Origin of the sequence: Parvibaculum sp. (assembly GCF_049671045.1) — a bacterium.
Lineage (GTDB): Bacteria > Pseudomonadota > Alphaproteobacteria > Parvibaculales > Parvibaculaceae > Parvibaculum.
The window spans coordinates 34486-45637 of the sequence record NZ_JBATUH010000001.1; the positions used below are offsets into that span (position 1 = coordinate 34486).

11 protein-coding genes are annotated in these 11152 nt (G+C 64.5%); 6 read left to right on the plus strand and 5 right to left on the minus strand.

Annotated features, from left to right (window positions below):
* Window positions 1-6 precede the first annotated feature (6 nt).
* Both WBG82_RS00165 and WBG82_RS00170 read right to left on the minus strand, forming a co-directional pair.
* Window positions 7-1380, minus strand: coding sequence for a TldD/PmbA family protein (locus tag WBG82_RS00165; protein ID WP_424419965.1), 1374 nt, complete (start codon window positions 1378-1380; stop codon window positions 7-9).
* Between the two features lie 91 nt (window positions 1381-1471).
* Window positions 1472-1873 (minus strand): MAPEG family protein, encoded by a 402-nt coding sequence (locus tag WBG82_RS00170; RefSeq protein ID WP_324297177.1) that lies wholly within the window; start codon window positions 1871-1873, stop codon window positions 1472-1474.
* A gap of 94 nt (window positions 1874-1967) precedes the next feature.
* Between WBG82_RS00170 and WBG82_RS00175 the strand changes: the two genes are divergently transcribed.
* Complete coding sequence (locus WBG82_RS00175; RefSeq protein WP_424419968.1) at window positions 1968-2498, plus strand: macro domain-containing protein; 531 nt, start codon at window positions 1968-1970, stop codon at window positions 2496-2498.
* A gap of 6 nt (window positions 2499-2504) precedes the next feature.
* Here WBG82_RS00175 and WBG82_RS00180 read toward each other — a convergent pair whose 3' ends face one another.
* Window positions 2505-4598, minus strand: a complete 2094-nt coding sequence (locus tag WBG82_RS00180) for a methyl-accepting chemotaxis protein (protein ID WP_424419970.1) — start codon at window positions 4596-4598, stop codon at window positions 2505-2507.
* A gap of 306 nt (window positions 4599-4904) precedes the next feature.
* Here WBG82_RS00180 and WBG82_RS00185 point away from each other — a divergent pair, with 306 nt between their 5' ends.
* From WBG82_RS00185 to WBG82_RS00200, 4 genes are all read left to right on the plus strand, one after another.
* A complete protein-coding gene (locus WBG82_RS00185) occupies window positions 4905-5510 on the plus strand; it encodes a cytochrome b (protein WP_424419972.1) in 606 nt (201 codons plus the stop codon).
* A gap of 6 nt (window positions 5511-5516) precedes the next feature.
* Window positions 5517-6101, plus strand: a complete 585-nt coding sequence (locus tag WBG82_RS00190; protein ID WP_424419974.1) for a YceI family protein — start codon at window positions 5517-5519, stop codon at window positions 6099-6101.
* Entirely contained in the window at window positions 6098-6730 is a 633-nt protein-coding gene (locus WBG82_RS00195) for a YceI family protein (RefSeq protein ID WP_424419976.1), read from the plus strand. The genes WBG82_RS00190 and WBG82_RS00195 overlap by 4 nt, the downstream gene beginning before the upstream one ends.
* 148 nt (window positions 6731-6878) lie before the next feature.
* On the plus strand, window positions 6879-7847 hold the full coding sequence (locus tag WBG82_RS00200; protein ID WP_424419978.1) for a TerC family protein: 969 nt from the start codon (window positions 6879-6881) through the stop codon (window positions 7845-7847).
* Window positions 7848-7910: 63 nt separating this feature from the next.
* On the opposite strand, the gene WBG82_RS00205 is transcribed toward WBG82_RS00200, so the two are convergent.
* Window positions 7911-8864 (minus strand): HNH endonuclease, encoded by a 954-nt coding sequence (locus WBG82_RS00205; RefSeq protein WP_424419980.1) that lies wholly within the window; start codon window positions 8862-8864, stop codon window positions 7911-7913.
* Between the two features lie 67 nt (window positions 8865-8931).
* Complete coding sequence (locus tag WBG82_RS00210; RefSeq protein ID WP_424419982.1) at window positions 8932-10458, minus strand: UbiD family decarboxylase; 1527 nt, start codon at window positions 10456-10458, stop codon at window positions 8932-8934.
* 201 nt (window positions 10459-10659) lie between these two features.
* Here WBG82_RS00210 and WBG82_RS00215 point away from each other — a divergent pair.
* The coding region (locus WBG82_RS00215) for a DUF6101 family protein (RefSeq protein ID WP_424419984.1) at window positions 10660-11152 on the plus strand (493 nt) is incomplete at its 3' end.

Below are 11152 nucleotides of genomic sequence, written 5' to 3' on the forward strand. Positions count from 1 at the left end.
GAAACCTCACATGCCTGCAACGGTCATTCCTTCGACGAGGATAGTGGGCGCGTTGGTCGCGTAGCGGAAGACGAGATCGTTCGCGGGCGTCATGTGCAGGAACATCTCCTTGAGGTTGCCCGCGACCGTGATCTCGCTCACCGGGAAGCCGATCTTGCCGTTCTCGATCCAGAAGCCCGAGGCGCCGCGGCTGTAATCGCCGGTGACGCCATTGACGCCCATGCCGATGAGTTCGGTCACATAGAGCCCTTGCGGGATGTCGGCGATGAGCGCTTCGGGCGAAAGCGCGCCCGGCGCCATGTAGAGATTGGTGGTCGAGGGCGAGGGCGGTCCGCCCGCGCCCCGCGCCGCGTGCCCCGTCGATCTGAGGCCGAGCTGGCGGGCCGAGGCCGTGTCGAGAAGCCAGGTCGTGAGCGTGCCGTCCTCGATGAGCTTCATGGCGCGGTTCCTGACCCCCTCGCCATCGAAAGGCTTGGAACGCAGGCCGCGCTTGCGGTGCGGATCGTCCACGATCTCGATGCCGGGCGCAAAGACCGGCTTGCCCATGGCGTGCTGGAGGAAGCTCGTCTTGCGCGTGATGGCCGCGCCGGATATGGCACCCGCGAAATGGCCGACGAGCCCTGCCGAGACGCGCGGATCGTAAACGATGGGAACGGCCTGCGACCTGACCTTGCGCGGATCAAGGCGCCGGACGGCGCGCTCGCCCGCCGAGCGGCCGATCCGAGCGGGGGCGTCGAGATCGGCAAGATGGCGCGCCGACGAATAGTCGTAGTCGCGCTCCATTCGCGTGCCTTCGCCGGCAAGCACCGAGCAGGAGACGGAGAAGGACGTGCCCGAATAGGCGCCCGAAAAGCCGCCGCTGGTGACGAGCGCCATGCCCGAGCGGCCCCATTGCGCGCCCGCGCCGCCGGAATTGGTGACACCCTTGACGGCGAGCGCCGCTTCCTCGGCTTCGGCCGCGCTGGCGGCCAGCGCCTCGGCCGTCGGCGGGGCCACGGGATCGTCGATTTCGAGGTCGGGCCATGAGCTTGCGAGCAGATCGGGATCGGCGAGCCCTGCATAAGGGTCTTCCGGCGCGACCCGCGCCATGGCCACGGCGCGCTCGACGAGCGGCCCGAGCGAGCGCTCCGAAAGATCGGTCGTCGAGACGACGGCCTGCCGGTTTCCGATGAAGACGCGAAGTCCGACATCGCGCCCTTCCGAGCGCTCGACATCCTCGAGCTTGCCGAGCCGCCAGGAGACGCCGAGCGACTGGCCCTCGAAGACGATGGCTTCGGCGGCTTCCGCGCCCGCCTTCAGCGCGCGCTCGACCAGCATCGCGGCGGCATCGACGACGCTGCCTGCGATTTCGGAAGGCGGCTTGGTCCCGGTTCTGGCCATTTCGGTACTCTGCTGGATGGAAAGGCCCGAATGAAAAGGGCTCCGACCCTTATACAGATCGGAGCCCGTTCGGAAAAGGCAGGCGGGTGGCTTACATCACCGCATAATAGAGGCAGGCGATGCCGGCGACGAGCTGGCCGAGCCAGGTGAGCACGGTGCCGATGAGGCGCGGCGGCGTCGAGATGCGCGCGGCCTGGCTGAGCCCGATCGCGTGCAGAATGCGGCCGACGGTCAGGCAGATGCCGGCGATGTGGATGATGTAGATCGAGGATGAAAGCAGGTGCAGCGCGACGAGGCCGATGAGGCCGATCGGCGTATACTCCACATTGACGATATGGGCGCGATTGGCGTTGTAGAGCCTTTCGTCCTCGCCCGTGCCCGTCATCACATTGCTCCGCACCCGGTTCGCCGAGACGCGATAGGCAAGGAACAGATTGATCAGCAGGTTGAGACCGACATAGACGCCGACGATCTCAAGTGAATAGTTCAGCATGAGGCCCTCCGGGGATGATCGCGCTTGGGCGTTCGGTAGGGCCCGGGCGTGATTCGTTTTCTGTGCGGCAGAACGCTAGCACGGCGAGGTAATTATGACACGGGTTCCAGGTATCGAACTTCATGTCGGAGACATCACCAGGCTCGATGTCACCGCAATCGCGAATGCGGCCAATGAGGCGCTGGCGCCGGGCGGTGGCGTCTGCGGCGCGATTTTCCGCGCGGCGGGGCCGGAGCTTGCGGGCGAGTGCCGGGCGCTTGGCAGCTGCCCCACGGGCGAGTGCAGGTTGACGCAGGGGCACGGGCTCAAGGCGCGCTGGATTCTGCACTGCGTGGGCCCGGTCTGGCATGGCGGCGGGCGGGGAGAGGCGGCGCTTCTCGCCTCCTGCTACCGCAGCGCGCTCGAAATCGCCGACCGGCGGCAATTCGAAAGCGTCGCCTTCCCCGCGATCTCGACCGGCATTTTCGGCTATCCGCCGGCAGAGGCCGCCCGCATCGCCGTCGGCGCCGCGCGCGAGCATCTCGCTGCGCATGACTGGCCGAAGCGCGTTATCCTCGTCGCATATGACGAAGGGGCCGCGAGGCCCCTTCGAGCGGCACTTGCCGCAGCAACACCGAGTGGCTGAGCGGCATCAGGCCGCCCGCACCCGCTCCACGAAGCCCGCGACCTCGCTCCGCAGGCGGTCGGCCTGACGGGTCAGCTCGGTCGCCGAGCCGAGCACCTGCGTGGCGGCCGTTCCCGTTTCGGTCGCGGCCTCGGTGACGCTGGAAATGCTGTCCGAGACTTCCGCCGTTCCCTGCGATGCCTGCTGAACGCTGCGCGAAATTTCCTGCGTCGCGGCGCCCTGTTCCTCCACGGCCGAGGCGATGGCCGAAGAGATCTCGTTGATCGAGGTGATCGTCTTGCCGATGTCCTGAATGGCGCCGACCGAATTGGCCGTGGCCGACTGGATGGCCGCGATCTGCTGGCTGATCTCGTCGGTCGCCTTCGCCGTCTGGTTCGCGAGCGTCTTCACTTCGGCGGCGACGACCGCGAAGCCCTTGCCGCTCTCGCCCGCCCGCGCCGCCTCGATGGTGGCGTTGAGCGCGAGAAGGTTCGTCTGGCCCGCGATGTCGTTGATGAGGTTCACCACATCGCCGATCCGGCGCGCCGCGTCGGCAAGTCCCTGCACCATGGCATTGGTCGTCTCCGCGCTCCGCACCGCATCGCTGCAGACGCGCGTCGATTCCTGAACCTGGCGGCTGATCTCCTGGATCGAGGAGCTGAGTTCCTCGGCCGAGGTGGCGACGCTGTTGACGTTGCTGGCGGCGAGTTCGGACGCGGTGGCGACGCTCGATGCGCGTTCGCTCGTATGTTCCGCCGTGCGGTTCATCGACTGCGCGGTCGCCTCCATCTCGACGGCGGCGGAAGAAAGCATGTCCACCACGCCGCCCACGCTGGCGAGGAAGGAGTCGGCTAGCTCGTTGAGCGCGCGCTTCTTCTCTTCCTCGGTACGGCGGGCGAGTTCCGCCTGCTCGGCTTCCATGCGCTCGATTTCGAGCGCGTTGCGACGGAAGACCTCGACCGCTGCCGCCATGGCGCCGATCTCGTCCTTGCGGCCCGCGCCCGGAACTTCCGATTGCTTGTCGCCTGCGGCAAGCGCCGTCATGCGCTCGCTCATCGCGCCGAGCGGACGGGTGACGCGGGCGAGAACGGTCCAGAAGGCAACGATGATGACGCCGCCGGCCGCGCAGAGAAGAACGAGCGCGAGAACGAAGGAGCGGAGGCCCTCATTCGCGGATTGCTCCGTCAGTGTCGCGATATTCTCGCCCGTCGAGTTGCTGAGCGCGAGAATGGTGTTGATGGCGTCGGTTGCCTGCGCGACCCATTCGGCGGCGCTCACCGGATAGGCGGTGCCGTCGAAGCTCGCCTCATAGACCGACTTCCGCGTCGCGCCGAAGCGGTCGAAGAAGACCGTCGAGACAGTGGAGATCGCGGCGCGCACATCCTGCGGGGTCGAAGGCTTGGAGGCGATCATCTGGATCGTTTCCCAGGCAAGCTCCACCCGTCCGCGATACTGCGACAGGAGCTGCATCTGTTCGCTGGAAAGCGGCTGTCCCTGCGCGATGGCGGCACCGAAGGCGGCGCGCTCGCGGCCGCTGAACTCGCTCATCACCCAGATCGAATCCTTCATCTGCTGGAGATGCGCCATGCGCGCCTCTGCCGTGTCGAGTTCAATCTCGAGCTTGCGGCGGAGCGACTGCGCCTTCTCGATCAGCGATGTGATGTTCGCCGGAAACGCATTCGCGAGATTGTGGTCGCGCGCGGATTTGGGTCTGGAAAGATCGCCATCGGCGCTGCGGCGCAGCGCCTCGACACTGGCAAAGCTCTGTTCGGCCGTGCCGATCAGTTGCGCATATGCCGCCGCGTCATGGTTCCTGATCCGCTCGATTGCGGCCTTGAAACTCTCATCGGCCGTCCGGCGCTGCGCCTCGATCGTCGTGCGAAGCCCCTCATCGGCGGGGTTTTCGCCATTGAGGCCGGTCGAAGTCGCGCCGCGCTCGACGGCCCAGGCCCCGGCGCTCTTCAGCAGCATATCGCTGATCTCGTTGATTTCCCGCCCGGCATCGGCGAGCTGGCGCTGATGCAGCATGCGCAGCGCCATGTCCCCCGCGAGTGTGATCACCGTAATGCCGAGAATGCCCGTGATGGCGAGCAGAATGTTGCGCAGGCTGAACAGGTGCATGTGGTCCCCTACAAGAAAGATGCGAGAGCCCTCATGACGCAGGGTCCCGGTTTCGAGGGACGCAGAATGGCTAACGAACACTGAAAGTGACGTAAAGCATTGTGAGCGATCGGTGAAAGGAAGCGTAAAGAATTGGGTACGCGGGATGAACGCCGCGCGGCCGGGGAGGGTGGAATTTCCCGGTTGCCGCGCCTGATCCGGGATACCACCTTACGAAGTTGTGAGGAGCGCGAAGGCGAGGAAAGGTTGCCGCGAATTTTCCGATCGCGCATTCTGCCGGACATATGCGAGGGGACGACGCCAACCATGCAGCTTCGCAACGACGAAAACCGCTTCGGACTGATTGCCGTTTCGTTTCATTGGCTGGTCGCGCTGCTCTTCTTCGCGATGGTGGCGATCGGCCTTGCGATGACGAACCTGCCGCTGACGCATCCGCTCACATTTCCGCTCTATCAGCTCCACAAGTCGATCGGGGCGACGATCTTCGTGCTCGTCGCCTTGCGCCTTGCATGGCGGCTCGCGGGCCCCGTTCCGCCGCTGCCGTCGGAAATGCCGGTCTGGGAGCGGCGCGCGGCGCAACTTGCCCATTGGGGTCTCTATGCCCTGCTTCTCCTGCTGCCGCTCGTGGGCTGGGTCATCGTTTCGGCCTCGCCGCTCGGCATCCCCACGGTCCTTTACGGCGTGGTCAGGCTGCCTCATATCGGCTTCATCGCCGCCAGCCCCGACAAGGAAGCGATCGGGAAGGTGGCATCGACGGTTCACGCCACCCTCGCATGGAGCGCGGTGGGGCTGGTGACGCTTCATGCCGGAGCGGCGCTCCGGCACCACTTCTGGCTGAAGGACGGTATCCTCGGACGCATGCTACCGTCGCGCGCTCTCTTTCTTCGCGGCCATGACCGGAAAGGCGGATGACGTTCCATGATGCAGTTCCTGCGCTCTCTTGTTCTCGTGACGATGGTGACGAGCCTTGCCGCGAGCGAAGCCCGCGCCGCCGTGCCGGGCTGGTCGGTCGCTAAGACGCCCGACACCATCACCTGGGACGGAACGGAAGGCGGCGGCAAGGCGTTCACGGGCCGCTGTGAGGCCTTCGATGCCGAGATCACCTTCGATCCCGGCGATCTCGAACATTCGTCGGTCAAGGTCGTCATCGACATGGCGTCATGCCTCACCGGCGATACGCAGAAGGACGCCTATCTGCCGCAGGAAGGCTGGTTCGACGTGGCGGCCTTTCCCAAGGCCGTCTTCGAGGCTGTGAAGTTCCGCCATGAGGGGGGCAACAAATATGTGGCCGACGGCACGCTGACGCTGCGTGGCGTGACGAAGCCCGTCAGCCTTCCCTTCGCTCTCGATATCGACGGTGCGAAGGCGCATGTCGTCGGCGAGACGACGCTCAAGCGGCTCATTTTCGGCGTCGGTGCAAGCAGCCAGCTTGCATCGAGCGATGTGGCCGGCCCCGATGTGCGCGTGAAGATCGACCTTCGCGCCACGAGGAATGGCGGGTGAGCGGGCGCTGGCCCGTCGTCATCGCGGCCGGGCTCGCCGCCGCGGCGCTTGCATCCTGCTCGGCATTCCGCGTCGTCACGCATGAGGTGAATGACGATCCGGCGAAGGCGCCCGCGGGCATCTACACGCTCGATCCCCGCCATTCGAGCCTCATCTTCGATGTCGATCATTTCGGCTATTCGCGCTTCGTCGCGCGCTTCGACGAGATTTCGGCGACGCTCGATGCCAAGCCCTCGGCGCCCGCGACGAGCCGCCTGAACGTGACCGTCAAGGCAGCGAGCGTCGACACCAACGTCCCCGAGCTCGACCGGATGATCGCGGGCAAGGACCTCCTCGACGCGGCGAAATATCCGGACATCCGCTTCGAGACGACGACGCTCAGGCGCACGGGACGAAATTCGGGCGAAATGACGGGCGATCTCACCATGCACGGCCGGACGAGGCCGGTGACGCTCGCCGTGACTTTCAATGGCGCAGCGCCCGATCCGTTGACTGGCGAGGACACGCTCGGCTTTTCCGCCACCGGGCATTTCAATCGTGCCGACTGGGGGTTAAGCGCCTGGTGGCCTGCCGTCGGCAACGATGTGAAGGTGAGCATCCAGGCCGAGTTCGTCCGCGAACGGGGTTGAGGCCGGGCGGTGCATTGCGGGATTTTCTTGAATCCGGCCATGCCTTCCCTTATTTCAAGCGATATGAGCGGGTCCGGGCCCCTCTGGCGGTGGAGGCGTCTGCCGCGATGTCGGACCTTGAGGATCGTCTGCGCTGGCGCGGCGCGTCGTGGTCTGGTGTTTCATGGAACTGCTCGGCACCCCTCTCTGGGCCTGGGGAGCCTTTGGCGCAATCGTCGTCGCGCTGCTCGCCTTCGATCTCGGCGTGCTCCACAAAGAGGACAGGGAAATCGGCGTGCGCGAAAGCCTCTGGCTTTCGGCCGGCTATATCGCCATGGCCTGTCTTTTCGGGGCGGGCGTGTGGTGGGCCTTCGGCGCCGAGCACGGCATCGACTTCTACACCGGCTTTTTCGTCGAGAAATCCCTCTCGCTCGACAATGTGTTCGTGATCTCGCTGATCTTCGGCGCCTTCGCGATCCCGCGCATCTATCAGCACCGCGTTCTCTTCTGGGGCATCATGGGCGTCATCGTGATGCGCGGCACAATGATCGGCGTCGGCGCGGCGCTCATCGCGAAATTCCACTGGATCCTCTATTTCTTCGGCCTCTTCCTCGTCGTCACCGGCATCCGCATGCTCTTTGCGAAGGAGCAGCACGACAAGAAGATCGAGGATCACCCTCTGGTGAAATTCCTGCGCCGCCACATCCGCATTTCGGACCGGCTCCACGGCCACAATTTCACCGTGAAACTTCCCGATGCGAAAACGGGCCGCGTCGTCTGGCATGCGACGCCGTTGCTCCTCGCGCTCATTCTCATCGAAGGCGCCGACGTCGTTTTCGCCGTCGACAGCGTGCCCGCCGTCTTCGCGATCACGCAGGACCCGTTCATCGTCTATACGAGCAACATCTTCGCGATCCTCGGCCTGCGCGCGCTCTATTTCGCGCTCGCCGCCATCATCCATCGCTTCGCCTATCTGAAATATGCGCTCGCCGCCGTCCTCATCTTCATCGGCGCCAAGATCTTCTATGCCGAATTCGTGGAGAAGGTGCCGGCGCTGCTCTCGCTCGGCGTCACCTTCGGCCTCCTCGCCGTGGGCGTGATCGTCTCGATGGTGAAGACGCGCAAGGAAGCGGCCTGAGGTCGGGTTGACGCGACGGGTATATTGCTCCGCGCAGCCGTGCGAAACAGCGAGGGGGTTGATCTAACCCTTGAACACGTGTTGGCGATGGTAACTGAGAAACTGGGGGTGTGGGTAAGCGTTGGTTGAGGCAGGTAGCAAGAGCTTGCCGCTCTCAACCAGCAGACGGTTGACCGTGTCAGGTATCCTGTCTTTGGCCGTGAGGATTGTGTAATCGTCGTCCACCGAGACAAGGCCGCGGTCGAACATCCAATGCATTGTGCCAGATAACGCTATGCCGTTTCGAATACTATCCGGCCCTTGATTAGCTACCGGGCGAATATGCGCGGCTTGGACTTCGGAACGGCCTCCACCATTTATGATTTTGATGCCCGTCATGGCGCATGTGTCGCGATATGCGGCTTTGACGCTGGTTGCGAATGCCCGTTCGCGGAACGGCCTTGCGATAAGCCGCTCGATAACGGGTCTGTTCGTCGCCAGTTCTAAGTTTGGCCCCTGCCACGGAGTGTGTGACTCGGCGAAGCCGGGCTCTAGGGGTTGAGGTTCCTCTGGTACATCTGGGGCGGGGCGTGTACGAGGTTCTTCGCCCAATATGTGCGCAAATCCGGCTTGGAGTATCCGATCGTACTCGGTATCGGATAGGTTCCGCACGGCGCGCCCAAAAGCCCCTCTGTTGGTGGAACCATCGCCTTTTTTCAGAATCCGTTCGTAATAAAAGCCGCCTTCGGCAAAAGGGACAGGTTTGTCGAACTCGATGTAATCCGAGACGAATGCGTAATAGTGATCCGGCTGATTAGCGTCTCTTTGGATGTGCGTTATTCGTGCTGTCGCAAAGTAAGCCTGCCTGCCGCCGCTACTTGAGAGATCGCCGCTTGATCGACGTGGTTCATAATAGACGATCCAATCGTGTAGGGCGGCCTCGATCTGGCGCAAATATGTTTTCGGAAAGTGGTATCGCTCCTCAGGTAGATCGTCATACGTCGGAGTAATTTTTGAAGTGAGAACGGCTTTAGTCATGGCTGGGCCGGGTGGCTTGTTTTGACGTTCTCCAATTCGCTCACTCTATTTTGCGCGTGGCAGCTCATCACTTCCAGATCGGGCGGCCGGTTCCGGGCAGGCCGAGCGAGCTCCATTTGCGCGTCACCTCGTCGATGACGTTCTGGTCCATGCGGATCTGCTGGCCCCATTCGCGCTTCGTCTCGGGCGGCCATTTGTTCGTGGCGTCGAGGCCGATCTTGCCGCCGAGGCCGGATTCGGGGCTTGCGAAATCGAGATAGTCGATCGGCGTGCTCTCGATAAGCGTCACATCGCGCACGGGGTCCATGCGCGTCGAGATCGCCCACATCACATCCTTCCAGTCGCGCGCGTCGATGTCGTCATCCACGACGATGAGCCATTTCGTGTACATGAACTGGCGCAGGAACGACCAGGCGCCCATCATCACGCGCTTGGCATGGCCGGGATAGGCCTTCTTCATCGAGATGACGGCGATGCGGTAGGAGCAGCCCTCGGGCGGCAGCCAGAAATCGACGATCTCGGGGAATTGCTGCTGGAGCAGCGGAATGAAGACCTCGTTGAGCGCTTCTCCGAGGACGGAGGGCTCGTCCGGCGGTCGGCCGGTGAAGGTCGAGAGATAGATCGGGTTCCGGCGCATGGTGATCGCCGAAACGGTGAAGACGGGGAATTTCTCGACCGAGTTGTAATAGCCCGTATGGTCGCCGTAAGGGCCTTCATCGGCATATTCGTCGAGCGAGACATGCCCCTCGAGCACGATTTCCGCTTCGGCGGGAACCTTGAGCGGCACGGTCTTGCAGTCGACAAGCTCGACCTTCTGCCCGCGAAGGAGGCCCGCGAACTGATATTCGCTGAGCGTGTCGGGAACCGGCGTCACGGCGGCGAGGATCGTGCCCGGATCGGCGCCGATGACGGCGGCGACGGGCAGCGGCTCGGATTTCTCGCCCTTCCAGCGGCGATGGTGCTGCGCCCCGCCTCGATGCGCGAGCCAGCGCATGATGGTCTTGTCGCGGCCGAGCACCTGCATGCGGTAGATGCCGAGATTGTAGTCGTCCTCGCGCGAGGTGGAGGGGCCCCTGGTCACGACGAGGGGCCAGGTGATGAGAGGCGCGGGCTCGCCCGGCCAGCAGGTCTGGATCGGGAGCGCGCCGAGATCGATGTCGGAGCCCTTGAGCACGACCTCCTGACAGGGCGCGGCCGAAAGCGTCTTCGGCTTCATCGCCAGCACCGTCTTGAGGATCGGCAGCATGGAGAAGGCCTCGCGCAAGCCGCCCGGCGGCTCCGGTTGGCGCAGAAAGGCGAGAAGCTCGCCCACCTCGCGCAGGTCCTTCGCGGAGCGCCGCTCGATACCGTCCATGGTGACGGCGAGCGCCACACGCTCGACCGTGCCGAAGAGATTGACGAGAACCGGCATGGGCGAGGGGCGCCCATCGGCCATCACGGCCTGCTCGAACAGCGCCGCCGGGCCCTTTTCCGCCAGGAGCCGCGTCTGGATTTCCGTCATTTCGAGCACGGTCGAAACCGGCGCCTTGACGCGGGCGAGATCGCCCGTCGTGTCGAGCCGGTCGAGGAAATCTCTGAGGGAGGCGTAGGACATGGGGTCTCTCGGGGCATTTCTGGCGAAGTGGGCCTGCTTCGGGCCGGAGAATGCCGGAAAGCTGAGGCCAAGCCAAATCGGATGGATCGGGGCCCCGGGGACGGGCGCCGGACGCAGTTTCCCGCCTCCGCGTTAATGGGTTGCCAACCTTGGGCCACTAGCCTCGTTTCGGGACATTCGCACAGGCTGAAGAGGGCACCCATGGGGAAGGCTCATCATACCCCGCAAACAGGACGGCGCTGGAACGGCGGCGAGATCGACGCCGACCCCTTCGTGCTGCCGCAGCGCGTGACCATCCCTGCAAGCAAGTGGTGGGCCCGCGCTTTCGGGTTCATCCGCTATGCGGTGATCTACCGGGATGCGGTCAAGGCGACCGATTCCTCGCCCATTCTCGGGCCTTTCGTCTGGTCGGAACCGATTTCCGCCTATCGCGGCGTCGCACTCTGCGTGGCGCGCCGGCGCGGGCGGGGCACGAAGCCCGCGATCCTCATCGAGCTTCTGCATGCGCATGATCCGCGCCGCTCGGTGGTGCTTCACGCTTCCTTCGATGGCGCCGATGTCGCCGCGCGCTGGCGGAGCTGGGGGCGTGTCCTTGGCCTGCCGCTCCTCGTCGAGGACCGCGAGGGGATGCTGCGCGATGCCGAGCGGCGCCTTGGCGCGCTCCGCATCGAAACGCCCCAGCCCCATGCTGGCG

Excerpts from the sequence above, each read along its gene's own strand:
- WBG82_RS00165 (WP_424419965.1), bottom strand. The coding sequence starts at position 1,380 with ATGGCCAGAACCGGGACCAAGCCGCCTTCCGAAATCGCAGGCAGCGTC.
- WBG82_RS00170 (WP_324297177.1), bottom strand. The coding sequence starts at position 1,873 with ATGCTGAACTATTCACTTGAGATCGTCGGCGTCTATGTCGGTCTCAAC.
- WBG82_RS00175 (WP_424419968.1), top strand. The coding sequence starts at position 1,968 with ATGACACGGGTTCCAGGTATCGAACTTCATGTCGGAGACATCACCAGG.
- WBG82_RS00180 (WP_424419970.1), bottom strand. The coding sequence starts at position 4,598 with ATGCACCTGTTCAGCCTGCGCAACATTCTGCTCGCCATCACGGGCATT.
- WBG82_RS00185 (WP_424419972.1), top strand. The coding sequence starts at position 4,905 with ATGCAGCTTCGCAACGACGAAAACCGCTTCGGACTGATTGCCGTTTCG.
- WBG82_RS00190 (WP_424419974.1), top strand. The coding sequence starts at position 5,517 with ATGATGCAGTTCCTGCGCTCTCTTGTTCTCGTGACGATGGTGACGAGC.
- WBG82_RS00205 (WP_424419980.1), bottom strand. The coding sequence starts at position 8,864 with ATGACTAAAGCCGTTCTCACTTCAAAAATTACTCCGACGTATGACGAT.
- WBG82_RS00210 (WP_424419982.1), bottom strand. The coding sequence starts at position 10,458 with ATGTCCTACGCCTCCCTCAGAGATTTCCTCGACCGGCTCGACACGACG.